Origin of the sequence: Pseudoalteromonas sp. MMG022 (assembly GCF_021654245.1) — a bacterium.
GTDB classification, from domain to species: domain Bacteria; phylum Pseudomonadota; class Gammaproteobacteria; order Enterobacterales; family Alteromonadaceae; genus Pseudoalteromonas; species Pseudoalteromonas amylolytica.
This window is the reverse complement of the sequence record NZ_JAKFZQ010000010.1, coordinates 18,785-44,456: the sequence shown is the minus strand read 5'-3', so window position 1 is coordinate 44,456 and position 25,672 is coordinate 18,785. Positions and strand designations below refer to the sequence as shown.

The 25,672-nt window shown below is 42.1% G+C and carries 28 protein-coding genes; 8 read left to right on the top strand and 20 right to left on the bottom strand.

Annotated elements, in window-relative coordinates; all coding sequences use genetic code 11:
• Window positions 1-50: 50 nt before the first annotated feature.
• Window positions 51-539 (bottom strand): GNAT family N-acetyltransferase, encoded by a 489-nt coding sequence (locus L1070_RS10930; protein WP_237125573.1) that lies wholly within the window; start codon window positions 537-539, stop codon window positions 51-53.
• Between the two features lie 71 nt (window positions 540-610).
• Here L1070_RS10930 and L1070_RS10925 point away from each other — a divergent pair, with 71 nt between their 5' ends.
• From L1070_RS10925 to L1070_RS10910, 4 genes are all read left to right on the top strand, one after another.
• Window positions 611-1,156 (top strand): glutathione peroxidase, encoded by a 546-nt coding sequence (locus L1070_RS10925; protein ID WP_070983766.1) that lies wholly within the window; start codon window positions 611-613, stop codon window positions 1,154-1,156.
• 77 nt (window positions 1,157-1,233) lie between these two features.
• Entirely contained in the window at window positions 1,234-1,515 is a 282-nt protein-coding gene (locus L1070_RS10920; RefSeq protein WP_070983765.1) for a peptidylprolyl isomerase, read from the top strand.
• Window positions 1,516-1,583: 68 nt separating this feature from the next.
• Window positions 1,584-2,162, top strand: coding sequence for a glutathione S-transferase N-terminal domain-containing protein (locus tag L1070_RS10915; RefSeq protein WP_237125572.1), 579 nt, complete (start codon window positions 1,584-1,586; stop codon window positions 2,160-2,162).
• A 26-nt stretch (window positions 2,163-2,188) separates the two neighbouring features.
• A complete protein-coding gene (locus L1070_RS10910) occupies window positions 2,189-2,539 on the top strand; it encodes a DUF2750 domain-containing protein (protein WP_070983763.1) in 351 nt (116 codons plus the stop codon).
• Here the strand turns inward: L1070_RS10910 and L1070_RS10905 are convergent.
• From L1070_RS10905 to ndk, 10 genes are all read right to left on the bottom strand, one after another.
• Complete coding sequence (locus tag L1070_RS10905; RefSeq protein ID WP_070984046.1) at window positions 2,516-2,905, bottom strand: VOC family protein; 390 nt, start codon at window positions 2,903-2,905, stop codon at window positions 2,516-2,518. The genes L1070_RS10910 and L1070_RS10905 overlap by 24 nt on opposite strands.
• Window positions 2,906-3,078: 173 nt before the next feature.
• Window positions 3,079-4,554 (bottom strand): ribosome biogenesis GTPase Der, encoded by a 1,476-nt coding sequence (gene der / locus L1070_RS10900; protein ID WP_237125571.1) that lies wholly within the window; start codon window positions 4,552-4,554, stop codon window positions 3,079-3,081.
• 73 nt (window positions 4,555-4,627) lie between these two features.
• On the bottom strand, window positions 4,628-5,806 hold the full coding sequence (gene bamB / locus L1070_RS10895; protein WP_070983761.1) for an outer membrane protein assembly factor BamB: 1,179 nt from the start codon (window positions 5,804-5,806) through the stop codon (window positions 4,628-4,630).
• A gap of 11 nt (window positions 5,807-5,817) precedes the next feature.
• Window positions 5,818-6,438 (bottom strand): tetratricopeptide repeat protein, encoded by a 621-nt coding sequence (locus L1070_RS10890; RefSeq protein ID WP_070983760.1) that lies wholly within the window; start codon window positions 6,436-6,438, stop codon window positions 5,818-5,820.
• Window positions 6,439-6,447: 9 nt separating this feature from the next.
• Complete coding sequence (gene hisS / locus L1070_RS10885; RefSeq protein ID WP_070983759.1) at window positions 6,448-7,725, bottom strand: histidine--tRNA ligase; 1,278 nt, start codon at window positions 7,723-7,725, stop codon at window positions 6,448-6,450.
• 168 nt (window positions 7,726-7,893) lie between these two features.
• The gene (gene ispG / locus L1070_RS10880) at window positions 7,894-9,012 is read right to left on the bottom strand and encodes a flavodoxin-dependent (E)-4-hydroxy-3-methylbut-2-enyl-diphosphate synthase (protein ID WP_237125570.1); all 1,119 of its coding nucleotides are present in this window, start codon (window positions 9,010-9,012) and stop codon (window positions 7,894-7,896) included.
• Between the two features lie 6 nt (window positions 9,013-9,018).
• Window positions 9,019-9,957 (bottom strand): RodZ domain-containing protein, encoded by a 939-nt coding sequence (locus tag L1070_RS10875; RefSeq protein WP_237125569.1) that lies wholly within the window; start codon window positions 9,955-9,957, stop codon window positions 9,019-9,021.
• Window positions 9,954-11,510, bottom strand: coding sequence for a type IV pilus biogenesis/stability protein PilW (gene pilW, locus L1070_RS10870; protein ID WP_239032257.1), 1,557 nt, complete (start codon window positions 11,508-11,510; stop codon window positions 9,954-9,956). The genes L1070_RS10875 and pilW overlap by 4 nt, the downstream gene beginning before the upstream one ends.
• A 93-nt stretch (window positions 11,511-11,603) precedes the next feature.
• Entirely contained in the window at window positions 11,604-12,740 is a 1,137-nt protein-coding gene (locus L1070_RS10865) for a bifunctional tRNA (adenosine(37)-C2)-methyltransferase TrmG/ribosomal RNA large subunit methyltransferase RlmN (RefSeq protein ID WP_070983755.1), read from the bottom strand.
• A 194-nt stretch (window positions 12,741-12,934) separates the two neighbouring features.
• Complete coding sequence (ndk, locus tag L1070_RS10860) at window positions 12,935-13,366, bottom strand: nucleoside-diphosphate kinase (protein WP_010377338.1); 432 nt, start codon at window positions 13,364-13,366, stop codon at window positions 12,935-12,937.
• A 255-nt stretch (window positions 13,367-13,621) separates the two neighbouring features.
• On the opposite strand from ndk, the gene yegQ reads away from it, so the two are divergent.
• Window positions 13,622-14,980, top strand: coding sequence for a tRNA 5-hydroxyuridine modification protein YegQ (yegQ, locus tag L1070_RS10855; protein ID WP_237125567.1), 1,359 nt, complete (start codon window positions 13,622-13,624; stop codon window positions 14,978-14,980).
• A gap of 2 nt (window positions 14,981-14,982) precedes the next feature.
• The gene (locus L1070_RS10850; protein WP_237125566.1) at window positions 14,983-15,234 is read left to right on the top strand and encodes a YfhL family 4Fe-4S dicluster ferredoxin; all 252 of its coding nucleotides are present in this window, start codon (window positions 14,983-14,985) and stop codon (window positions 15,232-15,234) included.
• 52 nt (window positions 15,235-15,286) lie between these two features.
• On the opposite strand, the gene L1070_RS10845 is transcribed toward L1070_RS10850, so the two are convergent.
• From L1070_RS10845 to L1070_RS10815, 7 genes are all read right to left on the bottom strand, one after another.
• Window positions 15,287-17,269: a hypothetical protein gene (locus L1070_RS10845; RefSeq protein ID WP_237125565.1), complete on the bottom strand. Its 1,983-nt coding sequence runs from the start codon at window positions 17,267-17,269 to the stop codon at window positions 15,287-15,289.
• The gene (locus tag L1070_RS10840; protein WP_237125564.1) at window positions 17,266-17,715 is read right to left on the bottom strand and encodes a hypothetical protein; all 450 of its coding nucleotides are present in this window, start codon (window positions 17,713-17,715) and stop codon (window positions 17,266-17,268) included. The genes L1070_RS10845 and L1070_RS10840 overlap by 4 nt, the downstream gene beginning before the upstream one ends.
• 54 nt (window positions 17,716-17,769) lie before the next feature.
• Window positions 17,770-18,615 (bottom strand): hypothetical protein, encoded by an 846-nt coding sequence (locus L1070_RS10835; protein WP_237125563.1) that lies wholly within the window; start codon window positions 18,613-18,615, stop codon window positions 17,770-17,772.
• Between the two features lie 66 nt (window positions 18,616-18,681).
• Window positions 18,682-18,891 carry a hypothetical protein gene (locus L1070_RS10830; protein ID WP_237125562.1) on the bottom strand — a complete coding sequence of 70 codons (210 nt, stop codon included), beginning with the start codon at window positions 18,889-18,891 and terminating at the stop codon, window positions 18,682-18,684.
• A 1-nt stretch (window position 18,892) separates the two neighbouring features.
• Entirely contained in the window at window positions 18,893-19,960 is a 1,068-nt protein-coding gene (locus L1070_RS10825) for a Fic family protein (RefSeq protein WP_237125561.1), read from the bottom strand.
• 288 nt (window positions 19,961-20,248) lie between these two features.
• The gene (locus L1070_RS10820; protein ID WP_237125560.1) at window positions 20,249-21,178 is read right to left on the bottom strand and encodes a porin; all 930 of its coding nucleotides are present in this window, start codon (window positions 21,176-21,178) and stop codon (window positions 20,249-20,251) included.
• Window positions 21,179-21,393: 215 nt separating this feature from the next.
• Window positions 21,394-22,239, bottom strand: coding sequence for a LysR family transcriptional regulator (locus L1070_RS10815; protein ID WP_070983747.1), 846 nt, complete (start codon window positions 22,237-22,239; stop codon window positions 21,394-21,396).
• Between the two features lie 87 nt (window positions 22,240-22,326).
• Between L1070_RS10815 and L1070_RS10810 the strand changes: the two genes are divergently transcribed.
• Together L1070_RS10810 and L1070_RS10805 are read left to right on the top strand one after the other, a co-directional pair.
• Window positions 22,327-22,698: a DUF413 domain-containing protein gene (locus L1070_RS10810; protein ID WP_237125559.1), complete on the top strand. Its 372-nt coding sequence runs from the start codon at window positions 22,327-22,329 to the stop codon at window positions 22,696-22,698.
• A gap of 196 nt (window positions 22,699-22,894) precedes the next feature.
• Complete coding sequence (locus tag L1070_RS10805) at window positions 22,895-24,130, top strand: diguanylate cyclase (protein ID WP_237125558.1); 1,236 nt, start codon at window positions 22,895-22,897, stop codon at window positions 24,128-24,130.
• 12 nt (window positions 24,131-24,142) lie between these two features.
• Here the strand turns inward: L1070_RS10805 and rarD are convergent, their stop codons facing one another.
• Together rarD and L1070_RS10795 are read right to left on the bottom strand one after the other, a co-directional pair.
• Window positions 24,143-25,054, bottom strand: coding sequence for an EamA family transporter RarD (gene rarD, locus L1070_RS10800; protein ID WP_237125557.1), 912 nt, complete (start codon window positions 25,052-25,054; stop codon window positions 24,143-24,145).
• A gap of 105 nt (window positions 25,055-25,159) precedes the next feature.
• Window positions 25,160-25,615 (bottom strand): thioesterase family protein, encoded by a 456-nt coding sequence (locus L1070_RS10795; protein ID WP_237125556.1) that lies wholly within the window; start codon window positions 25,613-25,615, stop codon window positions 25,160-25,162.
• Window positions 25,616-25,672 lie beyond the last annotated feature (57 nt).

Genomic DNA, 25,672 nt, shown 5'->3' with positions numbered 1-25,672 from the left:
TGCTTCTAGTGTAGACGAATTTTGCGCGCTTGAACGTGGCGCACCAAAGGTTAGCTTAAGTGCTTACCCATAATGGTCAAGTTATAATGCTTTTCATCCATTACTGCGACAGCTGGTAGCTCTCCCCAACAACTAAAACCATGCTTTTTGAATAAATTTATACTCGGAGTGTTATGGCTGAAAATAAACCCAAGCAGGGTCGTCACACCAATACTTGGTGCATGCTCTTGCGCAAATGTCATAAGAGAGTGTCCAAGTCCCTTACCTCTGGCTCTGGTGGCAATGTAAATGCTAATTTCACAAGTTTGATCGTATGCTGGTCGGCCATAAAATGATTTGAAGCTCAACCACGCTAATATTTCTTCCCCCTCCTCATACACAAACAATGGCCGCTGTGAGTGATGGCTATCAAACCAAGACAAGCGCTGCTCAACAGTTGTCGGCTCGGTATCCGCGGTAACCATACGACTGGCGATAGTTTCATTATAAATATCTACTATGTGCTGCAGGTCTCTTGTTTGTGCTACTCTTATTGTCATTTCGTGAAAATTTGATCAAATCATAACGGGTTGGCGTATCATAGAAGATATTCACCATAGAGGGAAAGCCGATGTTCAGAAAATTATTACTTCCAACGTTAGTATTGTGCGGCATGCTCGCCAATACACACTCATTAGCCAGCGAGTGTGACGACTTTACAAACGTTGAGCTTAGGAAGTTGCGCTCAGAAGAAACAGTTAACTTGTGCCAGTTTAAAAACAAACCGTTACTGATTGTGAACACAGCCAGTAACTGTGGCTTCACCGATCAATTTGCAGGTTTAGAATCGCTACATAAAACCTATAAAGACAAAGGGCTGGTAATACTAGGATTCCCGTCCGATGACTTCTTTCAAGAAGAAGATGACGAAAAAGAAACAGCAAAGGTCTGTTTTATAAATTACGGCGTAACCTTCAATATGTTTGCCACCTCTGCTGTACGTGGCGAAGATGCTAACCCTATTTTCAAACATCTGAACGAGCAAACAAGTTCACCTAATTGGAATTTTTACAAATATTTGGTGTCTGCAGACAGAAAACAAGTGACTCGCTTTAACAGTCGTACTAAGCCCCAGTCTGAAGAATTGGTCAGCGCGATTGAGAAGTCGCTAAAGTAGAAACCGTGAGTTTTTGATGTTCTTGTATTAGAATAAAGTTTGAGTAAAAAATAATCATAAGAATTTATGGAGACCATATGACAGTTGCAAGTGCAAGACACATTTTAGTAGACAGTGAGGCTGAATGTTTAGATCTGAAAGCCCGCATCGCAGCCGGTGAAGACTTTGCTGAGTTAGCAAAGCAGTATTCAAGCTGCCCATCAGGACAAGATGGTGGTGCATTGGGCGAATTTGGCCCAGGCATGATGGTGCCAGAGTTTGATAAGGTCGTTTTTTCGGCGCCAGTTAACGAGGTGCAAGGTCCAGTACAAACACAGTTTGGCTATCATTTACTTGAAGTTACCAGCCGCACCGAGTAAGTTACTAATTAAGTTTGTGAGGCCGCTTTATGCGGCTTTTTTTATACCTTGTTTGATAAGGAAATACCATGCAACTGTACGGTTCTAATACGTCTCCCTACGCCCGCCGTATTCGGATGTTTTGCGCACGCCATAACTTAAACGTTGACTACCTACATTTAGATATTTTCAGTGACCAGGGCAAGGCTGTGCTAGTGGCCAATAATCCTGCAAGGAAAATACCTTTTCTTGTGGATGGTGAGCACACGATTTGTGACTCCGGTGCGGTGTACCGCTACCTAACGGAGAAGTTCAACTTTTCTAAGATGACGTATTGGCAGGAAAATCAACTCACTAATATTAATGCATGTAATGACTCTTTGGTAGAGCTTCTGCTATGCGAGCGCTCTGGTTTTGATACGCAAAGTGATACGTTGTTTTTCAATCTACAGCGAGAGCGAACAGAGGCGGTATTAACCGATTTAAATGAACAATGCGTTAAAACTGATTTTTTAGACTGCGACTATTTGCAGATCAGTTTATACTGCTTGCTGGATTGGATCATATTTAGATCTTTAGCCGAACTGGCCCCCTACAACGCACTGTTGGACTTTTATGAAGTTCACAAAAGCTTACCGGGAAGTACACATTCTGATCCAAGAATATGATGGTCAAATCAAAGAGGTAAAGAGTCATGAACGACATTGAAATAGAATCAGAATTGGTCACATTTGTTGAGCAAGTACGCAAAAGTGAACAAATTTGGGCGCTTGGCGCAGAGGATGGTGGCGTTGTAGTCTGTGAATCAAATCAGTTCGAAGAAACAGATGTACTTCTAATATGGGATAGTGAGCAAAAAGCACAGGCGCAATGTAAAGATGAATGGCAAGATTACGCTCCTGTTGCAATTACTCTGAACGAATTTTTAGACGAATGGGTTGAAGACCTGAATGAAGATCAAGCCCTGTTCGGCCTTAACTGGAATGATGATAATGTTTGTGTAGAAATCGAGCCTGTAGGACTAGCCCGCGCACTCGTTGACTAATGCAATCAAAGTTCCTTCTATGGCGCGTACATATGCTTGCGCGCCTTCGCCTCTAACACTTGGAGGCATTAACGGTTCCGCCCCCGCAATAACTGCTTTATCATAGCTTTCACTGACATTGTCACAACATAGAGTCAGCTCAAAGCCTAACGCAGGCTGTTTAGGCTGCGCCCGAATATAGCTTTGCTTAAACTGTGCCTGAGCCAAAGGGTGAGATGCAAACCCTAGAATCACTTCCCCACTGTCGATTTCACCATAGTCACCCGACTCTGTTAACGCTTGGGTGCTTAAACCAAACGCTTGGTAATAAAAATCTAGGACTTCTTCTACGTTATCTACATATATGATTGTTTTTGCATAGCGCATGGATACACCACTCAATAATACCATCAGCCATATTCATAACTGGTTTTGTTTTACTTAAGCATAAAGTCAAAGCAGTGCAAAATACAATCAAAGGGAGCCACAACGTTAAATCAAACTAGTGAATAGTATGTAGACATAAAAAACGACACATTAAGTGTCGTTTTTCGATGAGGTTATGACTTATTGCGATTCTCTTTAGTAAATGCTCTTAGCTTACGCTTTTGAGATAATGTCATCTTATTGCTGCGGCCAGCATAAGGGTTGTCCCCTTCTCTAAACTCTATCTTGATTGGCGTACCCATAATATTGAGCGCTTTTCGATAGTAGTTCATCAAATAACGTTTATAGCTATCTGGCAAGTCATGAACCTGATTACCATGAATCACAATCCGTGGTGGGTTATAACCACCGGCATGCGCATATTTCAGCTTTACACGACGACCGCGTACCAGTGGAGGCTGGTGATCCGCTTGCGCCATATCCATGATACGACGCAGCATCGCCGTGCTGATTCGCTTAGTCGCGGAGTCGTAAGCTTCGTCCACTGACTCAAACAAGTGGCCCACGCCCGTGCCATGCAAGGCTGAGATAAAGTGTAAACGAGCAAAGTCGATAAACCCTAAACGGCGGTCAAGTTCAGACTTGATACGCTCCTTTACGTAGTCATCCAGCCCATCCCATTTGTTCACTGCAATTACCAGTGAACGCCCTGAGTTTAAAGCAAAGCCTAATAGGCTTAGATCTTGATCCGAGATGCCTTCTCTTGCATCTACAACTAACAATACAACGTTAGCATCTTCGATAGCTTTAAGCGTTTTGATAACCGAAAACTTTTCGACCACGTCACTAACTTTCTTACGTTTACGTACACCTGCCGTGTCGATAAGCACATATTCGCGCTCATTTCGCGTCATTGGGATATAAATAGAATCTCGTGTTGTGCCAGGCATATCGTACACAATCACTCTTTCTTCACCTAATATACGATTAGTTAGTGTTGACTTACCAACATTAGGACGACCAATGATAGCAAGCTTAATTGGCTTGTCTTCAAAGCCTGCTTTACCATCCTCAGCTTCGCCGTCTTCTCCTTCAAGGTAAAGCTCGGCCAACTCGCCGTCATCTTGTTGTAATTCATCTTCTTGGCTAGCAAGCTCCGCGATAACAGGCTGCAAAGTTACATCAAGTAATTGGGTAACTCCTCGACCATGCGCTGCGGCGATATGGTAAACCTCACCTAGAGCTAACTGGTAAAACTCAGCACAGCTAGAGTCTGCATCAATACCATCCGTTTTATTGGCCACCAAAAAGCACTTTTTTTGCTGTTTACGTAAGTGTTGCGCAATGGCCTGATCGGCAGCATTCATGCCCGCACGCGCATCTACCAAAAAGAGTACAATATCAGCTTCTTCAATCGCTAACAGCGATTGCTCGGCCATTTCTGTTTCAATACCTTCTTCAGAGCCATCAATACCGCCGGTATCGACTACGATGAACTCATAACCATCATAATTGGCTTGACCGTACTTACGGTCACGCGTAAGACCGGGAAAATCAGCCACCAAAGCATCTCTAGTACGCGTTAAGCGGTTAAACAGTGTGGATTTACCCACATTAGGTCGCCCAACAAGAGCGATCACCGGAAGCATAGACTACCTCTTTAATAAACAACAAAAGGCTTCGCAAAGCGAAGCCTTAACAAACTTAACTAAATATTAAGTGTTACGGAATTTTAACTGCGCTGACTTCACCATCACGGGTGTACAAAATAAGCCTATCATCAGCTTTCACTGGCTCAGTAAAAAAGCCCGAACTATCAAACGATTCGCGTGATACTAGCTGACCTGATTGCTTATCAAGCCAATGCAAATTACCTTCTTGATCACCCACAACTATGTAGTTGCCAGCAACCGTTGGCGCAGTTAGATACCACCCTCTAAGCGCCGGTTGACTCCAGCGTTCAATACCCGACTCTTTGTCCAAGGCATATATCACACCATCGCTATCGACAATATAAATAATATTTAGGTCTATGGTCAGATCACGATAGCTACTATATTCTCGCTTCCAAACCACATTACCGTTACGAACATCAACTGCTGCTAAATTACCATTATAGCCGATTGCATACACTAAAGCGCCGCTAACTACAGGCTTAGTATCAACATCAACCAAACGTTCGAACTCTGAAGAGCCTTTCGCCAAAGCAACATCAACGCTCCATGCACTGTAACCGTTTTCTGCAATCAACACTGAAAGTTTGCCGCTCTCCTCGCCAAACAGCACACCACCATTTGCTGATGTAGGAGAACTTAATCCTCGTAATGTCAAAGCGGGTACTTCTTGTTCATGGCGCCAGCGCTCTTCGCCGGTATCAGGATGCAGCGCAAGTAACTTACCAGATCCTAAATTTACATATATCAGTCCATCGCCAGCCGCTGGAGATGAAAGTGCTTCACCAGGCACATTTTTACGCCAAACTATTTCACCGCTATCTCTATTAATGGCAATCACTTCGCCATGCTCAGAGCCGATGTAAATATTGCCATATGCCTGCAAAATGCCGCCAGACAACTTGGCGCTGTCATTATCTTCCCACGGCCAAAATGCGGGGGATTTACGCGTGTCTGTTTCCCACAAGGTTTTACCAGTGTCAGCGTTGAGCGCTTTAACTTTACCGTAGCGTTCAGCCACAAATACCATATCCTGGTATACCGCAGGTGTCAGACGTGAAAAGTAATGCTCAACACCACTACCGACACTCTCCTGCCATACAATTTGCGTTTCAAACTGATTGGTTATTTGTGGCAATACCAGTTCTTCTTCATCATCGTCACTTGATGAACACCCTAACAGCGACGCCATACATAGCGCCAAGGTTGCCATACTAAGCTTTTTCATACAGATGACTCCTATGCAGCAGGCTGAGCGGCTGCTAAGTCGTCTAGCTTAATTTTCAGCAGAGTATTTGCATTGCCAGATGATGCATCTAAAGCAGCTTGATACTGACTTTTTGCCTGTTCCTTATCACCCTGAGCCAACAGTATGTCGCCTTTAATTTCAGCGATTTGTGCTTTAAAGCTCTCTGGCATAGGCTGATCTAAAGTCGTCATTGCCGCATCAAACTGTTGTTGTGCTAATTGCACACGAGCCAAACGCGTTAATGCAGTAGCCTTTAGTTCAAGACTTGCTACATTATCAGCAGCCCACTGCAATTTTTGCGCAGCTACGTCAAGTTGTTCTTTATCTGCCGCTTCTTTAGCTGCAACGAATGCCGCTAAAACTGCATAGCTAGAATCAGCATTGTCTTTTACAAAACTCTCACTAGCTGTAAGTACATCATCACTTTCAACAAACTGGTTATAAGCATTTGATGCAGCTTCAGCACTGTCAATTTGATTCTGGTTATAAGCTTTCCAGCCATATAAACCACCAAGGCCAATCACAATGCCCAACGTCAACGACACGCCATTATCGCGGAAAAATCGTTTTATGGCTTCTGCTTGTTGTTCTTCTGTTGAGTAAATTTCCATTCTAACCTCTTATACTGTCAGTGCTTGCAATAAGGTTTTCACCTCAGCTAACGTCACTGTAATTTGTTCTTTTTGTTCTCGCAGATATTTTACGGTGACTTTACCCTCTGCAAGCTCATCTTCACCCAAAATTAGGGCAACTAAAGCATCACTTTTATCTGCGCGTTTCAATTGTTTCTTGAAGTTACCGCCGCCGGCATGAACCATGACACGTAACCCTGATACCTCAGAGCGTAGTTGTTCGGCTATCACAGGTGCTTGAATACTGGCTTTATCACCCATCGCAGCAACATAAACATCCGCACTACGACGAATTTGACCAACACATTCTAACTCTTGGAGCATCAATACTAGACGCTCCAAACCCATGGCAAAACCTACAGCAGGGGTGGCTTTACCACCAAGCTGTTCAACGAGACCATCGTAGCGACCACCCGCACACACTGTACCTTGTGCACCTAGACTCTCTGTCACCCACTCAAATACTGTGCGATTGTAATAGTCTAAGCCGCGAACTAGCTTTTCATTAACCTGGTATTCGACGCCTGCAGCATCTAAACGTTCACATAAATTTGCAAAATGTGATTTTGACTCTTCATCAAGGTGCTCTGACAACTTAGGTGCATCAACAAGTAGTGCCTGCACGTCAGGGTTTTTGCTGTCTAATACTCGTAGAGGATTGCTATGCATACGACGCTTGCTGTCTTCATCTAACTGCTCAACATGCTGTTCTAAGAAGGCAACTAAAGCATCACGATATTGCGCACGGGCTTCATTTGAACCTAACGAGTTAAGCTCTAAGCGAACATACTGGCTAATCCCAAATTCTTTCCATAAACGCGCTGTCATCAGGATCACTTCCGCGTCAATATCTGCACTGGCGATACCAAATGTCTCTACACCAAACTGATGAAACTGACGATAACGCCCTTTTTGCGGACGCTCATGACGGAACATCGGACCCATGTACCAAAGACGCTGCTCTTGATTGTATAGCAGCCCATTCTCGTTTCCCGCGCGCACGCACACGGCCGTACCTTCGGGACGAAGTGTCAAGCTATCGCCACTTCTATCTTCAAAGGTATACATTTCCTTTTCAACAATGTCGGTCACTTCGCCAATTGAGCGCTTAAATAGATCGGTAGATTCAACAATCGGAAAACGGATCTCTTGATAGCCATAAGACGCCACCGTTTCACGTAATGTTGCTTCGACCTTCTGCCATATTTGCGTTGTACCAGGCAGACAATCGTTCATACCACGCACTGCTTGAATTTGTTTTGCCACTGAAATTCCTAAATAAATCTGTTTTTTATCAAAGCGATTGCCGCAAAGTACCGTACTTGCGTAAAAAATGAATCGCTTATTATACCCAAACCGACTAAAAATGCGACCAACTAGCGAACATAGCCAGACTAGGTTCACTTTTATTGACAGCTAAATGGTAACTATCAGTTACTCAACAATTTTTATGTCTATCTCGCCCTGTTGCTCTTTTTTAGCAACAAACTCACGAACTTGGGCTTCCAACTGCTCAACAATATTATCATTGTCGATACGCAGCTTCTGGCGCTCACCATTGATGTACAAGCCTGAACGACGATTCGCCCCCGCCAAACCGATATCACTCACTAAGGCTTCACCAGGGCCGTTTACCACGCAGCCAATCACTGAGACAGAAATTGGAGTAATAATGTCTTCTAAGCGCTCTTCGAGTTGGTTCATCGTATTGACTACATCAAACTCCTGACGAGAGCAGCTGGGGCAGGCGATGAAGTTAATACCACGAGAACGAATTCGCAAAGATTTTAATATATCAAAACCGACTTTAATTTCTTGAACAGGATCAGCGGCCAACGATACACGGAGTGTGTCGCCTATCCCTTCTGCCAACAGCATACCTAAACCGACCGCAGATTTTACTGAGCCAGATCGAAATCCACCCGCTTCTGTGATCCCAAGATGTAATGGCTGATCTATCTCCTTTGCGAGTAAACGGTACGCACCGACAGCTAGAAATACATCTGAAGCTTTAACTGACACTTTGAATTGATCAAAGTTAAGACGCTGAAGAATTTCCACGTGGCGCATTGCCGACTCTAATAATGCCTCTGGTGTTGGTTCACCATACTTTTCTTGCAGGTCACGCTCAAGAGAGCCCCCATTAACACCAATGCGAATAGGAATATTACGCTCAGCAGCCGCATCAACTACGGCACGAATACGCTCTTCTGAGCCAATGTTACCCGGGTTAATTCGCAAACAATCAGCACCATACTCGGCGACTTTCAAGGCGATGCGATAATCAAAATGAATATCTGTGACTAATGGAATATCAACCTGCTCTTTAATACTTTTAAAAGCTTGTGCTGCATCCATTGTCGGCACAGAAACCCGTACAAGATCAGCCCCAGCATCTTGAATTGCTCGAATTTGTGCCACCGTTGCATCTATGTCAAGCGTATTGGTGTTGGTCATAGACTGAACTGCAATAGGTGCACCGTCTCCAATCGGCACATTTCCCACATTAATGCGAGTCGATTTTCTGCGTTTAATAGGAGATTCTGAAAACATGGACGATTACTCTGCTAACGGTAATTTAAATTTTGCTAAACGGTTTCTAGGAAGCGCTGACAAGTTGACGAGTTGGCCATCAAGCTCTACCTCGACAACTTGATGCTTACCCAACACCACCGAAAAAGGCGCTTTGCCTTCCACAGTCATGGTATAGCCTGCTTTTTTAACGCCAAAGGCAACACGCTCTTCTGTTGCATCGAAGATTTCGACCCAACTGTCATCGTTAAAACGCATAACTATGGTACTCAATGAGGTACCTTTATTCTCAGTGATACTTTGTGATGCGTTTGCCTGTGCTGCTGCCACACTCACTACGCCATCACCGAGAGCCTCATCTTCAAAAGTCGCTATAGTATCATTTTGTGCTGCGGTATTCTCACTTTCAGTCGTTATTTTTGGGTGATTGCCATCTTGCACAGGACTGGTGCTTTGAACATTTGAAGCGGTTGTGCCATCTTGGTTCAGCGGCTCCTGCAAATTTTCGTCTGACGTGACAACTGAAGTCTTTGTTTCAGCAGGCAACTCTTCAACTGCGCTGTTGCTACTTTGCCATACCCACACGCCAGATGAGCCAATCACAAGTGCTAAAATAAGATAGCTAAACACCATTAGACGGTTGTCACTCGCTTCTTTTTCAGTGCGTCGTGAGAAGCTTTGCATCCGCTTTGTTGCCTCAGGTGCTTTTGGTGCATCCATCAATGCTAGCGTTTTTTCAGCATCCAATTCCAGCAAACCACAATAGCTCCGGATATAACCACGCACAAAGGTCATCGGGCCTAAATCTTGATAATCATCTTGTTCGAGTTTTGTTATCTGCAATGCAGTTAACTTTAAACGCGTTGACACGTCTTCAATACTTAACCCCGCAGAAACTCTCGCTGTATGTAACGATTGTCCTGTGGTTGGAGTCTGCTCTTCCATTTCAATGTTTTCTTGTTTCATAAAACGTAACTATCAGGGTCCACTATCAAAATCCCGTAGCCTTGTGTTAAAGCTACATCGGGTGTTAACTCATTCCATCGCATTAAATCATCGATCTGCAGTCCATGCTGAGTCGCTATTGTAAACAAAGTTTCACCCGCTTTAATCTCGTGGGTGATAGCTGGGTTATTTAAGTAAACTTTTTGACCCGCAGCCACTTTATCCGATTCTTTTAAGTTATTCCAACGCAATAAATCAACCAACTTAATGTCGTATTTTACCGATAAACTGAATACGTTCTCACCGGCATTCATAATGTGAAATGGCACCTTTGGCACCTGCACTGTATTATTCACCAACGGTAATTGACTGGCAGCGACTTCGCTACGAATAGGACGCACCTTAACGATCGTACCCGAATTTGGCACAAACCTCACTTCCCCAGGCTCTGGCTCATAAAACCGAACCTTACCCACTCCCTGTTCATCAGATGATGAGGCGTTGTAACGCGCTTTTTTACCCGTTGAGCTTGTTGCTTTGTCGTAGTCGCGATTGGAACCGTTTTGTTCGTCCGCTATGGTAGTTTTGTTGCCTGAATGCGCTGTGAATTCAGCATCAGTTCTTAAAGAAACGCTGCCACTATTTGACGTTACAGTTGGGTTTGCATCACTTGGCTCTGAGATAACCTTGCGCTTAATTTTTATCTGTGGATTTTTTACCACATGAGCTGGGGCTTGTTGCGTGATAGTTTTTAACTGCGCTAACCGATATTGCTCTTTTAATCGTACAAACTCACTGTCTGCCAGCTCGTTGTTTATTACCAACTTTGCTTGATAAGACTCCGGGTAAGTCTTAATGAGTAAATCGACAACTTCTTGCGCTTTTTGCAGATGCCCCATACTGGTGTACAGCAAGTGCTGTAACAACAAACTACGAGCAGAAATAAACCCTTTATCAGCGTAGTTTTCCATCACTGCCATCGCTTGATGCAAATCACTCTTTGCATAAAACAGCGCTGCTAAACTTATTAGCGCAGATTGGCTGCGGCCATCATGGGCAATCGCACTATTTAAGTAGTCTTGTGCTTGTGTAAAGTTGTCTTGTTTGATGGCACACAAAGCCAAATTTTCATAGCTACGAGAGACGCGTAAGTAACTAGGCACATCAATGGCTTTAAAAAACTGTTCTTGAGCGGCTTTGTACTCGCCCATACGGCATAAAAATGTGCCGTAGTTATTTAAGGTGTTTGGATCGCTAGGATCTAGTTCGAGAGCTTTGCGATACGCTTTGCCAGCACGCTCTTCTTCTCCTACCTGTTCGTAGTAATAGGCCAATGAGTAGTGACCTTGCGGTAATTCAGGCGCAAGCTGAAGCGCTTTTTCGAGATTATATTTGGCTTGGCTGTTATTACCCGCTCTTAAATACTGAAGCGCTAGGGTAATACGCGTTTTTGCAGCCTCTTGGTTATTTGCTTCAGTTCTTACATTTGGTTTATTGCGGGTCACAGAGCTTGTCTCAGTCACACATCCGCCCAAAAAACTAAAAACAGTCAGTAAAATAAAACAAGAACGCATGCACCACCTACCATGTAATAACATTGTGCCCTTATACTACCTAAAAGTCCTTATGATTCATCTATTTTTTACCATAAGGACAACTTTTTAGTGTTAACCCGCATTGACCTTTACTGCAATGGCATTATCGGCACGTTGCTGTTTTTTGGCTAAACGCTTGGTTCTGTCTACAACATCGCCCACTAATTGGCCGCACGCCGCGTCAATATCATCACCACGCGTACGACGAACAATACACGTCAGGCCCGCAGCTTGTAGCACTTTTGAGAAACGGTCAATACGACTGTTACTCGAACGGCCATACTCGTTGCCAGGAAATGGATTAAACGGGATCAAATTGATTTTCGATGGTGTCCCTTTAAGTACCTTAACTAACTCGTGGGCATGATCAGTACTGTCATTCACACCTTGCAGCATAACGTACTCTATGGTGATATCTTTGTTCGCTTTAGAGCCGTCGATATAACGACGACAAGCCGCTAAAAACTCCTCAATCGGATACTTTTTATTGATTGGAACAAGCACATCGCGCAATTCGTTATTAGGAGCATGTAGAGAGATTGCCAACGCTACATCTATCTTTTCTTTCAAAATATCTAAGGCAGGTACTACCCCCGATGTGCTCAATGTAACACGACGTTTAGACAAACCAAACGCCCAATCATCCATCATTAATTCCATCGCTGGTACAACGTTGTTAAGGTTAAGCAGTGGTTCGCCCATCCCCATCATCACCACATTGGTGACTGGACGTTTCGTACTGTCGCCATCGTGCATACCGATGTCTTTTGCTACACGCCACACCTGACCGATGATCTCAGATACTTTTAGGTTGCGGTTAAAACCCTGTTGCGCTGTTGAACAGAACGTACATTCCAACGCGCAGCCCACTTGTGAAGACACACATAGCGTAGCGCGGTCTTTTTCTGGGATCCAAACAGTTTCAACTTCCTGACCGCCATCCAATAACAATGCATATTTTATGGTGCCATCGCTGGCTACCTGCTTGACAGAAATTTCCGGTGCTCTGATCTCACATTCCGCAGCTAGCTTTGCTTTAAGCTTTTTATTGATGTTGCTCATCTGTTCAAAGTCGTCAACACCAAAGTGGTAGATCCATTTCATCACTTGATCAGCACGAAATGGCTTTTCGCCGAATGAAGCAAATAGCTCGCGCATCCCCTCGCGGTTTAAATCAAGTAAATTAATCTTTTTCTCGGTATTGGCCATGAAACAACCTCAATTCAGGTGACGGTATAACATTAGTAAGGTAGCCGCGCATTGTACAAAAAACGAACGGTTATAACAATCTTGGTACGCGTGTTTTGCTAAATATTCAGCATTTGAGTAGCTAAAGCCTTAGCAAAACATCCTAGGGACGAAAAAAGGGCTCAAAAGCCCTTCTTTCATGCTCACACTCGAAATTAACGAGTACGTGGGCAGATCTCTTCTTCTGCGAAGAAGTATGCGATTTCGCGAGCCGCTGATTCAGGCGCGTCTGAACCGTGTACCGCGTTCTCGTCGATGCTGTCTGCGTAGTCAGCACGTAAAGTACCAGCTAGTGCTTCAGCAGGGTTAGTAGCACCCATGATTTCACGGTTCTTACGAACTGCATCTTCACCTTCAAGAACCTGAACCATTACTGGGCCAGAAGTCATGAAAGAAACTAAAGCACCAAAGAAAGGACGCTCTTTGTGCTCTGCGTAGAAACCTTCAGCTTTCTCTTGAGAAAGGTGAACCATTTTAGAAGCAACGATCTTAAGACCAGCTGATTCGAAACGGTTGTAGATTGCACCGATGTGGTTTTTAGCTACCGCATCAGGCTTGATGATTGAAAAAGTACGCTCTAAAGCCATCTTTTTTGCTCCAAAATAGTTTGTGATTATTGACGGGCGCGAATTATACGCGGTTTAGCTGCAAAAACCTACTACATTTACCTGTAATGTTGCGAAGTTGATGCACAAGCAAACGACATTCTCAATAAAACAATTTATGATCTACATCAAAATAACCCCTTCATACATCTCTTATACTGCCCCGCTTTTTTATTTCAGTGTCAATTTTGACCCCAACAGCTGGCTTGTACCCAGTTCGATGTATGAGGTTTTACTATGTTTGTACCAGAACTCCTTTCGCCTGCGGGTAGTTTAAAGAATATGCGTTACGCTTTTGCGTACGGTGCCGATGCGGTGTATGCCGGTCAGCCTCGCTATAGCTTGCGTGTTCGCAATAACGAATTTGATTTAGACAACTTAGCTTTGGGTATCAATGAAGCCCATCAACAAAATAAAAAACTGTATGTCGTTTCAAACATTGCGCCACACAATAGCAAAGTAAAAACTTACTTACGCGATATCGAACCTGTCATTGCCATGCAGCCTGATGCGCTGATCATGTCAGATCCGGGCCTCATCATGCTAGTACGAGACAAATGGCCTGATATGCCTATTCATCTATCTGTACAGGCCAATGCGGTGAACTATGCCAGCGTACAATTTTGGGCCAAGCAAGGCATTGAACGAGTCATTTTATCTCGCGAACTATCACTAGAAGAAATCGCAGAAATCCGCGCACTATGCCCACAAACTGAGTTAGAAGTATTTGTACACGGTGCTTTGTGTATGGCTTACTCCGGCCGCTGTTTGTTATCTGGTTATATAAACAAACGCGATCCCAACCAAGGCACCTGCACCAATGCGTGTCGTTGGGAATATGACGTCAAACCGGGTAAAGAAACCGAAACAGGTGATGTAGTTCACAAAATTGACCCTAAGTCCGTGATACCAACACTCGGTGAAGGCCAGCCCACATCTGAAGTATTTATGCTCGAAGAGCAAGGTCGCCCAGGCGAGTACATGCCAGCTTTTGAAGATGAACATGGTACTTATATCATGAATTCAAAAGACTTACGCGCCGTGCAGTATGTGGATCAGCTCACAAATATGGGCGTACATAGCTTGAAAATTGAAGGCCGTACCAAGTCTTTTTATTACGTGGCTCGCACCGCACAGGTTTACCGTAAAGCGATTGATGACGCTGTTGCGGGCAAACCATTTGATGCCAATCTAATGCATACCTTAGAAAATTTAGCGCATCGCGGTTATACCGAAGGCTTCTTGAAGCGTCATGCCCATCAGGATTACCAAAACTATGAATATGGCCACTCCGTTTCTGATAAACAACAGTTTGTTGGCGAAGTACTTGGCCGCCATGACAATGGTTTGGTCGAAATTGACGTTAAAAACAAATTCTGTACCGGTCACAGTTTGGAGTTGATGACACCGCAGGGTAACATCGCCTTCAACCTTGAACACATGGAAAACAAAAAAGGCGAGCGCATTGATGATGCCAAGGGCTCCGGTCACATTGTAAAAATTCCATTACCTGAGGATATCAATCTAGATCACGCCATTTTAATGCGTAATTTAGACAGCAACCAAGATACGCGTAATCCGTTCAAAAAGGCCTAAGCATGGCGTTGATGATTAATTCCAAATGCATCAATTGTGATATGTGCGACCCTGAATGCCCAAATCAAGCCATTTACTTTGGTGAGAAAATCTATGAGATTGACCCAAATAAATGCACTGAGTGTGTAGGGCATTACGACACCCCCACCTGTGTGAGTGTCTGCCCTATTGACTGTATCAAACCCGATCCCAATCATAGGGAAGACTTAGATACGCTGGCTGAAAAATACTTGCGTTTGACGGGTCAATCCTGACTCGATTTATCTGAACTAGCTTTGAAAAAGGCTAGTTCAGATTGAAAAAGGATTAGGGCCCCAAATAGAGACTCGGCTCATACGCGTCAACATTTTGTAGCTGAGTGAACTTCCTCTGCAACACGCTAAAATAAATAGGCATCTTCATCTTAAGACGACGTAAACGCTGATAGTGATACTTATCTAACTGAGTATTACTCAATAAGTAGTCCAGTAGCTTTTTCTGCTCTGAGTTTATATAGGCGGCTCTGAAAGGGATCACTCTGTCTAGCAGTAAATGAAGGCTATCTCTACCAAATTTATAGCCATTTAAATACGGAAATGCCTCTGCAAGCTCTAATGCACGACCATAGTTACGCTCATATATCATTTCATACATTTCAGACGGAGATGTTTTGCCGACTGCTTTATAATCATTCAAAAATTGATGGTAGTCACCCGTCGCCGCCTCCAAAAAAGCAGCTTTATAAAAATCAATATACCATGCGTTTTGCATCACGATATCAAGAACTTTATGGCCAATGCTTGTATACAGTTTGTAGACTAAATAGTTTTGTTCATGAGGAAGAGATTGATTCCCTAACTGGATTATTTCGGGTGTTATTTCACGTACCCCCTCCACGATACTGTCAATTTTAGCGAAATCTGTCGTATCGCCTTGTGATATCAAATCCAAAATAAAAACTTCTGATAACACGGGGGATATATCAAATAAATGAGCAACCTTCTCAGCATTACTTTTATTAGTCATCTGTGCCAAATAGTCATCAGGCATAAGGGGGTAAAAGCTTGGCTCAACTTTCACCAATGCAACTTTTAGATTTTGGCACCTAAGCGCATCTTCATCTAACTTGATTTTTTTCTGTGACCACTCTTCGAGCTCAGGGTCAACGAAAGTTTCGGTTTCGTCACTTGCTACGGTGCGCTGCACTTCAAATTTAATGGTATGCTCTAGTTCCATTGGTAACCGAATACCTCCCGTGCCTATAAGCACACCAGCTTTATTTACACTAGGAATCAGCCCTTGTTTTGCAAGTTCTTGCAAATAAGTTATATGAGATTCAGTGAGACCATCTGCCAGCATTTTGTCTTTAATATATTTATTCACAGGCGGGGTTAGTAACTGTTGCTTTTCAAATTTACCACTTTTTTTCAGCACATCGATTAACTCTAAGTTTTCCAATTGTACTGAAATGGTCAGCAAATCCACTACATCGCCGTCTTCAAACAACAACGGCTCGTTTAAACCATCATTATTTTCAACCAGTTTTTGTAAGGTCTCTGGCTTAACTTTTCCACCAATAGCACCATATACCAGCAAGTTGTTTGAGTTGCTTTTTTTGAGGATATAATCGCGGCTACTCTGTGGTAGTTTCTCCCAATACAGTCCTAAAATAATTTTGCTAGAAACAGTTGCAAACTGACCAGATTCACGCCAAATAAAAAATTCATCTAACAAATTCAAGTTGATTTCAAGCCATGTATTTATAGCGCTTTCATCATCGCTTTCTAATAAATCTGCCAGATTACTGTTCCTGTCTAAAATAGCTACGCTATCTTTGCTTTCAAAAACATCATTCTCTTTGACTATTTCGTCCTTTATTTCTCTATCGACATAAGCTTGCTTAAAAAATGATACAGATTCATCAAAGCTTATAACTTTTGCTCTTTCAAGCTCATTCAAGGATTCCTCAACTTTCCCATTATTTAACCTTGCTCTTACTAGATCCTTTTTCTGGGACTTTAATAACTGCTTGTTCTCAGATAACTCGTTGTGGCATTGTTCAGATTCATAAGCTAGTTTAATAACTTCGTTTTCAGTGTAGGCAGCATTAAGCAGAGACTGCCCACTATCTGCGTTTACTTTAGTTGATGCAGCACTTTGGCCTTTTACTAAATCAACTACTGCATGTTCTTTATCTGGAATATCACTTTCTAAATCAGCTTCCTCAAAAGTAGACTCTGAAAGAAAAAAAATTATACCAGAAAGTAAAATAAAAGAGAAAATAAAAACCCTATTTAACACTGTGTTCATCCACCATTTTTACTAACTTCTATTTTCTCATTACCTTTAAACATATCGATTAACCTTTCATACCTAGCATTTAGGCTAAAAATACCCGAGAAGAAAAAGGTTTCGCCATCATTATATTTATAGTAAACCTCAACCTTTCTAGCCCAGTTAAGAGACTCAAAAGCATATATAATATGAACATTAACGTAGCAAAGTTCATTCATATCAATCTTTCGGTCATCTAAAGACAAATAACTCTCACACACAGTGACATTTTTATACATTCTAAAAAACGAAAACAACACGTATAAAAAAACGACAAAGAAAATCGGAGTCAAAAAGTACAATATTTTTATTTTACTTTCATCTATATATTCTTGGTTAAAGTGTAAAAAAACACCATGCAAGGTAAAATAAAGCGATATAATCACTTCATAATTAATTAACTTCTTTTTCAGTTTTAGCATCAACTTACCTAGATAAAAATGGGGGACCCCTCCCCCAATAAGTATAACATTCAGCTATGGTATTCTACTATTTCGACAATCAGGATTCATAACTTGATACATACATCTCAAGCTTCTATCTATTTCTACTTGATCATACCATTCGCTGCGATCATAATAATCTATCATATGATCAAAGTAGGCTTCTGCAGCAGACTCTATTTCAGATGTTGCTTTTAGTGTGATAAGAGGGCCCAAAGGTCCTGCTACACGTGTAGCAACTATACCTATTGGTATACCAGCAAGTCCAGCAAGTACCTCAGCAGCTGCTTTTGAATACTGTTTTTGGTAGATATGGGCCAATGTCTGCGACCCCGAGTTAATAGCAGCTAAAAATAGGTTGCTCTTATCATTTAGTGCATCCATTAACTCGAGTAAACGCTTAGCTTTTTTACGTCCCTCAGGTGAGAGCAAGTTTTTACTTAAAAGCTTGTGTATTTCCGCCTTAATTGCAATGGCTGTCGCGGCCGCATCTCCGAGCATTTCTAAGTCATCACTAGAAATAGGTAGAGGTTCCTTGCCGCCACTGTTGTCGCCACCACTACCTCCACCGCCGCCACCGCCGCCACCACTGGGTGGCCTAGGGTCTTCAGGTTCACCTATTCGTTCAGGAGGCTGAAAAATTGGGTCTTCGGGTGGCTCAGGAGGCCTTGCCGTACATTTATGTTGATCTGTATTGGTGCATAAGCCAGCGCTGGCACTATTGAAACCAATCCAACCATCACCAATCATTAAATAGCTACTAGCACTTTTGTAATCGAAATCATTTTCAATAAAATTATCAACAGCTGCATCGTTAATGCTACCACACATCAAAAGTGCAGTAGTCACTGCTACTTTTGATAACGCAAAAACTCTCATTTATGATCCTTGCTATAAAGTCCAAGTTCTAACTTGGTTAAAATTAAAAGTTACTTAAATATTTTATTAAGCCTGTGGAGGAGATATACCTGTCTCATAATTGGCGTAAAAACCACTATTTTTACTAGCCCAACCATTTATTTCAAGAAGTTCACTATGTGGCTGTTGATAGTTACTATCATTTTCTATATTACTAGTTTCTGTTTCTGCTTGTACGCCACCATTAAACGCAACACTGACAGCTAAAGCGACTGATGAAAACTTTAAAAAATTCATTTTAATTCCCTGCTTCTGTTGAAAAAATTAAACTTTCTATTTTATCTCTATATGCGGTAAGTATTTCCGCTTCAAACACACTTCCGGTTTCCAAAATATTTGTGCGCTTATTTTTAATAATCCCTGCTACTTTCAACTCCTCTATTATTTCAAACTTCAAAATCTCGACACCTTTAAATACCAATGAATTTATGGTGAAAACTGGATACAACCACAGCCTATTTACTACAAGCATCGATTCTTTCATCATTGCTTTAAAAAGCAATTTTGTTTGTATCGCACTTACTGTTTTCTTTGTTTCAACGTTTATTTGCTCTTTTAACTTTTCACCCCATAATGCTGAGTTCACCCAATAATTAACTGTTTCATGGTCTTTAAAGCCTTTGCTTTTATATAATTGCGGTGTTTTGCTTATCGAGAGTCTATATAAAGAAGGGTGGATTGGCTTAACGCTCTCTTTATCAATAATTGACTCCCACAGCAATCTAGAAACACGTCCATTGCCGTCAGTATATGGATGTATCTGCGCAAGCTGACTCATCGCAACATATGATTTAGTAATTGAGCTGACCTTATCGCAATTAAGAAAGCTTATTAAGTCTGACATGAGCTCTTCTAGTAAGGTATAATTTGGTGGTATGTAGGTCGCTTTTTCATAACTTTTTCCTACAAATACTTCAGACGTTCGAATCCCAATTTGCTTTCCATCCGAGTCTGATTTTCTCATCAAATAGTTAATATCATTTAAACTCTCTATACTTATCCTATTCTTTAATAGCCAGCTTTTTGCTGCTATATAGTTATCAATTTGTTTGGACAGGTATAGAGACTGTGCATCAAAACAATTTACCCCGGAATATGCCATTGCAAGGCGTTTTCGAGATACACCTCTACACCCTTTCAGTGCTTCTCCACCACACAGATATCTAGCAAAGAAAGCTTCAAAAAACCCCTTGACAGGCTCATCTAGAGCAATTAAGTGAATATGCTCAAGTGCCTCAATATTTTTTGCGTCGGTAAGAAGATCAACTAGAGAGGTTCCTTTGACTTTGTCACTTTTCATACTCATTTCAAGCACCACCTTGTACCCATAAACAGCACAATGATATTGTAAAACATGTTGTGATACCATAGGTATTACTGTAATTTTGTAAACAGTAGTAAACAAACTCTAAATTTTTTGCTATGTCATGAAGTAGCTGTTAGCTGGAATAATTACATGTAAGGGAGTTAGCAACCCGATATTCGCGTTGTATATAGTTGCCGCTCGTTAATGGCTTAAAAAATGATTAGATAATGAAAGAAAAGACAAAAAAGGCTCACAATGTGAGCCTTTTGGTGGGAATCTTCTGTTTTATTAGAATTTGTATTCAATACCTAAACCAAGGTAATCACGCTCAACTTGGTTATCGCCATCAAATGTTGAGTAGAAACCATATAGCTTAGTTACTTTGTTCAGCTTGTGATCGATACCGATTGAAACGCCGTCTAGCTTGTCGCCTTGGTCAAAATCAAGTACTTGATACTGAGCCTTTAACGTGTTTGCGCCAAAGCTGTAAGCGGCGTTTAGCATGTAGCCATCAGCTTCTTCAGAACCATCCACTTTCTCTTGCATTTGGTACATAGCGCCAAGTTTAAAATCAGCTACTTTACCTTGTACTGAGAAGCGTACCGCGTCACGACCCTTAACTTCGCTATCAACGGCAACCGCTGCATAGATAGACGACTTTTTCAGACCACTGTCACCATAAGTCAACGCCGTTGAAAAACCGTTTTCGCCTTCTGTGTTATCTTCAGCAATATAAGTACCTAAGAATTTAAAACCATTGAAGCTGGCAGACTTATAAGAGATTGAGTTGCCAAGACGGTTTTCACCCTTGAACAAGTTTTTGATATCACCTTCAAGGTCATTGAACAAATCAAGTTTACCTTGAGATTGCTTGAATGCAGTATCGTTACGGCCAATCACTACTTCACCAAAGCTACCTTTTAAACCAACGTATTGGTTACGTGCTGTGATGTTGTCATCGTCACCTTTTGAATCAGCATCAGATAAGTCTACTTGAAACTCAAGTTTGTAGATAACTTCTAGACCACCTTCTAGCTTTTCAGCGCCTTTGAAGCCAAAGCGAGATGCATTACTTTTGATCTCAGTTGCTGAACCTTCACCTTCATCACTCGATTGCAGTGAAACGTTCGCTTTACCGTATACCGTTACATCAGCATAGGCATTTAATGAAAGCGCACTCAATACAGAGAACAAAAGTGCAGAGTTAGTCAGTTTCATGTGTATTTCCTCAATATCGCAACACGTAAATTTTTAAAACATGCGCAGTTTGCCAGCGCTTAATGACAGAAATATTACACACACTCAAAAGCAGTAAAAAAACTGACTTAAATATGAAACCATAAAGAAACATTGCAAAATACTACAACAATAACAAACAGATAAACAAATTACCTAAAAAGACAACATGTCATAAAAAAACAATATAAGTGACATTATTTTAATGACATAAGTAAGCTTGTAATGGTTTCTATTTGCTCTTTTTGCTCATTGTCTTTGTGATAAGCGATAAAGATTTCTCTAGATACCTGATCAACACACTCAATATGAAATAACTTACCCTGTTCAATCATATCTCGCGCCAGCGCCTGTGGAATAAAGGCACTACCGCCACATTGCATGATTAGATCTAGGGCAATTCTTCCGGTGCTGGTTCTAAAATAAGGTGGCGTGGTGCCGCTAAACTGCTTGGCGTGCCATAGTGAAAACGCGGTGCCCCAATCAACATAGACGTACTGATTATTAAAAAATGCTAACGCATCTTCACACTCAAAGGTACTGACCGGAATAATCGGCAAATCGCGAATAGACTTTACGACCAGCTCATCAACTTTTGGGGGATCAAATAAAACCGCTAGATCAAGTGTACGCTCCAACAACAGCCTCGTGCTCTCTTGTTGAGCTTTCACTTCTGCAACCAAAGAAACACCGGGCATTGCAGCGACGATATTATTGATACCAAATTGCAAAAATGCATCCCAAATATTGGGCGTACCAGAGAGTGACAGCTGCTTGTGCATATTGTTTGCCAGCGCAACATCAACCTTCGCCCGCTGCATTCCCGTCAAGATCATAGTCGCATGAGGCAATAAGCGCTCACCAGGTGCTGTCAGCTGAATATTGTTACGCTGACGAATAAACAAATTCACCCCTAAGCTTTGCTCCAATTGGCGAATTCTAAAGCTGACAGCCGACTGAGTTATATACAAATTTTCTGCAGCTCGACCAAAATGACGAGTCTTCACTACTTCCACAAAAGTCTTTAACAGATCTATGTCCACTTTTGTTCCTTACGATAAAAAAAACTTGTTTAAAAAAATTCTATTCCTGATCCATACTCCACCCAATATCAAAGTGAGGATAAAGTTATGGAACAAAACCTAGCGAACTTACATAACGCCTTTGCAAGCCCACGCGCCTTTTACGATGATGCTAACTTTCCTAGAGGCTTTAGCCGCAGCGGTCACTTTACTCTCGCTGAAGCGCAGGTCTTAGAGCAACATGGCGTAATTCTAAAAAGCTTATACAACAAAGACTGTGAACCACAAAATAGTTTTCAAGTTCAGTTTGTTAATGTGATGGAGGGCCAACTGCCTCCAAGCAATATTTTTGAACGCACTTGGGCCAAATATCTTAAGCTTACAACCTGTAAAACCAAGTTTCACACGCTTTTTGGCCGCTCAAGAATCGTGCCGGACCCATCAATGCATCAATATAGCAGCGCAGACGACGAGCTATAAATAATTTAGTGCAGTGTATGCTAGACTGTTTTGCCAAGTATACCTGCACTACCCCACCCCAACTGAACAAAATATTAACCCCTTATAACTTATTCAAAATAAATCAAAACTAATATTTTTGTCTCACTCCTAGCGTTGCTTTTTATGGCAGATCAGTTTACAACTAACAGGTGAATAAAAATAACAAGGCTGGGTTGTGGCTCGACGAATTCTTATTATTGAAGATACCCCAACAATTGCAAAGGTACAAAAACACATTGCAATATCTTGTGGTTATGAAGCTGATATTGCAGGATCACTTGCGCAGGCTAAAACATTAGTTACAGATCACAAGTATTTTTGCGCTGTCGTTGATTTTATACTGCCCGATGCGCCAAGCGGCGAAGCGATACCCTTTACCATTAAAAATGAGATCCCAACCATAGTGATGACAGGCAATATTGATGCCCGCACTCGAGCTGCGGTCGATAAGTACCCCATCATTGACTACATCACCAAGGAGAACAAACAAGCCTATCAGTACCTTAAAAACCAACTCACACGTTTACCCAGAAACGAAAGCGTAAAAATACTCGTTGTTGAAGACTCACGCCATTCTAGAATGTACATTTGTAGCCTTCTCCTGCGACATAAATATCAAATCCTAGAGGCGTCCGACGGTGTTGAAGGGCTAGAAGTACTTAGGCAAAATCCTGATATTTCGGTGATCATCGTAGATAATGAAATGCCGAAAATGAATGGCGAGGAGCTCTGTGTAGAGATCCGCCGCCTATACAGTAATGAGGATAAAGTGATCATTGGTGTCTCGGGATCAGACACATCGCATCTATCCGCTCGCTTTTTAAAAAGCGGCGCCAATGACTATTTACGCAAACCGTTTAACGCCGAAGAGTTTTACTGTCGACTCAGTCTTAACGTGGATATGCTCGATCACATCGCGACCATAAGGCTACAAGCTAACACAGACTATTTGACGAAGCTCCCCAACCGCAGATACTTTTTTGAACAAGCTAATCGCGAGCAAAAGCTGCGTACCGTCAAACAGCTTAAGAGCAATCTTGCCATGATTGATATTGACTATTTTAAGCGTATTAACGACAACTATGGGCATGATGTGGGCGATGACGTATTGAGTTCGTTCGCTATGTTGTTTGAGAAATTCTTTCCTGGTCAATTGGCAGCGAGGATGGGCGGCGAAGAATTCGCCGTTTACTTTTCAGATGACACAGCCGAGCAAAACCTAGAAAAGCTCGAACTGTTTCGGCAATATATTGAGTTCAATAGCGCCTCATTCTCGGCGCACCAAGTCGCATTCACCGTTTCTATTGGCTTTATCTCGGCGCTGGAACCTAAGATTGATGAACTACTTAAACTGGCTGATAGAAAGCTATACGTCGCCAAAGACAATGGTAGAAACCAAATCGCACATTAACGGTAAAAAGGGCTATACGCCCTTTAAATCACCCTTTCTGGCTTTTCGTGCACTTTGATAAGAGTCCCAACTAAATAGCGCTAACGCGCTCCATATAAAGGCAAATGTAACCACTCGCTGCGCAGAGAACGCTTCACCATAAAACACCACAGCCAAGATAAACATCAAACTCGGACCTATGTATTGGAAAAACCCGAGTGTTGAGTAAGGAATACGCTTTGCCGCCCCCGTAAAACATAATAATGGTAAGGTGGTAACCACCCCTGCACTTACCAACAGTATATTCGTCATCAGGTTATTTTGAATTAAATCAGATGTGGCCGTGGGCACACTAAAATACCAATATGCCAGTGCAAATGGCGTGAGTATTACCGCTTCAAGCAATAGCCCTGGTAAGGACTCCACAGGAATTTTTTTGCGGATCAACCCATACACGGCAAACGAACTGGCCAGTGAAAAGGCAATCACGGGGAAAGAACCAAAACTTATCACTTGAATGGTAACACCTATTACGGCCATCGCCACCGCGACAAGTTGCCACTTTCTCAATCGTTCTGCTAAAAACACCATACCCAGTAAGACATTGAGCAATGGGTTAATATAGTAACCTAGGCTTGCATCAAGCATATGGTTGTTATTCACCGCCCAAATAAACAGACCCCAGTTAAACCCTAACAACCCTGCACTGATACACAGCATCAACAATAACTTTGGCTTTTTCAGTACGTGCTGAACTTTATGCCATTGTTTTAAGAAACCAATGATGATGGCGATGAATACCATCGACCAGATCACCCTATGGGTTAAAATTTCAATCGCATCAATAGTATCTATTTGTTTGAAGTAAATAGGCGCAAGGCCCCACATAAAAAATGCCAGTGCAGCAAAAATATATCCCTGTTGCTGAGTTCCTGTTTGGCCCATACCACCCCCTAAAAATTTGAGGCGGCATTATACCTTTTTTGCGGAAAGTTTAATGACTAATTTGGCCATATAGACGTAAATTAATTATGCGCAGATTGTAAGTTGCTATCCCACTAAATAAGTGCCTGTGCCAAAAGCCAGCTGCACTCCCTGTTCATTATGCAGCTCCATGCGACAAACACATACTTTATTGCCCGAGCGTATCAAAGTCGCACTGGCAATAAAGCGCTCACCTCTACCAGGACGTATAAAGTCAGTGCGAATATCAATCGTGCCCAATGTCGCTAGTTTACTGGGAACGCTATGTAACTCATCTTCTGGCAGTTTATCAATAATTGAAGCTGCAGCGAGCAAACCTCCTACATTATCTAGAAGTGCAGAGATCACGCCTCCGTGGAGTATTTTTTGCGTTGGATTGCCAATAAATTCGTCCTTCCAAGGTAATTGAATTTGTGCCTTTTCAGCACTGATCGCTTGAACACTCATCCCTAAAAAACGATTAAACGGCATTTTTTCTACAAAAATATTGCCAACTTGATCGAGCAACACTGCCTTATCCATGTACTTCCCCTCAAACTCATCTGACCAGTAAATTTAAGCCCAGAATGGTTATTTTGC

Coding starts and splice junctions, on each gene's coding strand:
- L1070_RS10930 (WP_237125573.1), bottom strand. CDS start 539: ATGACAATAAGAGTAGCACAAACAAGAGACCTGCAGCACATAGTAGAT.
- L1070_RS10925 (WP_070983766.1), top strand. CDS start 611: ATGTTCAGAAAATTATTACTTCCAACGTTAGTATTGTGCGGCATGCTC.
- L1070_RS10920 (WP_070983765.1), top strand. CDS start 1,234: ATGACAGTTGCAAGTGCAAGACACATTTTAGTAGACAGTGAGGCTGAA.
- L1070_RS10915 (WP_237125572.1), top strand. CDS start 1,584: ATGCAACTGTACGGTTCTAATACGTCTCCCTACGCCCGCCGTATTCGG.
- L1070_RS10910 (WP_070983763.1), top strand. CDS start 2,189: ATGAACGACATTGAAATAGAATCAGAATTGGTCACATTTGTTGAGCAA.
- L1070_RS10905 (WP_070984046.1), bottom strand. CDS start 2,905: ATGCGCTATGCAAAAACAATCATATATGTAGATAACGTAGAAGAAGTC.
- der (WP_237125571.1), bottom strand. CDS start 4,554: ATGCTTCCGGTGATCGCTCTTGTTGGGCGACCTAATGTGGGTAAATCC.
- bamB (WP_070983761.1), bottom strand. CDS start 5,806: ATGAAAAAGCTTAGTATGGCAACCTTGGCGCTATGTATGGCGTCGCTG.
- L1070_RS10890 (WP_070983760.1), bottom strand. CDS start 6,438: ATGGAAATTTACTCAACAGAAGAACAACAAGCAGAAGCCATAAAACGA.
- ispG (WP_237125570.1), bottom strand. CDS start 9,012: ATGTTTTCAGAATCTCCTATTAAACGCAGAAAATCGACTCGCATTAAT.
- L1070_RS10875 (WP_237125569.1), bottom strand. CDS start 9,957: ATGAAACAAGAAAACATTGAAATGGAAGAGCAGACTCCAACCACAGGA.
- pilW (WP_239032257.1), bottom strand. CDS start 11,510: ATGCGTTCTTGTTTTATTTTACTGACTGTTTTTAGTTTTTTGGGCGGA.
- L1070_RS10865 (WP_070983755.1), bottom strand. CDS start 12,740: ATGGCCAATACCGAGAAAAAGATTAATTTACTTGATTTAAACCGCGAG.
- ndk (WP_010377338.1), bottom strand. CDS start 13,366: ATGGCTTTAGAGCGTACTTTTTCAATCATCAAGCCTGATGCGGTAGCT.
- yegQ (WP_237125567.1), top strand. CDS start 13,622: ATGTTTGTACCAGAACTCCTTTCGCCTGCGGGTAGTTTAAAGAATATG.
- L1070_RS10850 (WP_237125566.1), top strand. CDS start 14,983: ATGGCGTTGATGATTAATTCCAAATGCATCAATTGTGATATGTGCGAC.
- L1070_RS10845 (WP_237125565.1), bottom strand. CDS start 17,269: ATGAACACAGTGTTAAATAGGGTTTTTATTTTCTCTTTTATTTTACTT.
- L1070_RS10840 (WP_237125564.1), bottom strand. CDS start 17,715: ATGCTAAAACTGAAAAAGAAGTTAATTAATTATGAAGTGATTATATCG.
- L1070_RS10835 (WP_237125563.1), bottom strand. CDS start 18,615: ATGAGAGTTTTTGCGTTATCAAAAGTAGCAGTGACTACTGCACTTTTG.
- L1070_RS10830 (WP_237125562.1), bottom strand. CDS start 18,891: ATGAATTTTTTAAAGTTTTCATCAGTCGCTTTAGCTGTCAGTGTTGCG.
- L1070_RS10825 (WP_237125561.1), bottom strand. CDS start 19,960: ATGAGTATGAAAAGTGACAAAGTCAAAGGAACCTCTCTAGTTGATCTT.
- L1070_RS10820 (WP_237125560.1), bottom strand. CDS start 21,178: ATGAAACTGACTAACTCTGCACTTTTGTTCTCTGTATTGAGTGCGCTT.
- L1070_RS10810 (WP_237125559.1), top strand. CDS start 22,327: ATGGAACAAAACCTAGCGAACTTACATAACGCCTTTGCAAGCCCACGC.
- rarD (WP_237125557.1), bottom strand. CDS start 25,054: ATGGGCCAAACAGGAACTCAGCAACAGGGATATATTTTTGCTGCACTG.
- L1070_RS10795 (WP_237125556.1), bottom strand. CDS start 25,615: ATGGATAAGGCAGTGTTGCTCGATCAAGTTGGCAATATTTTTGTAGAA.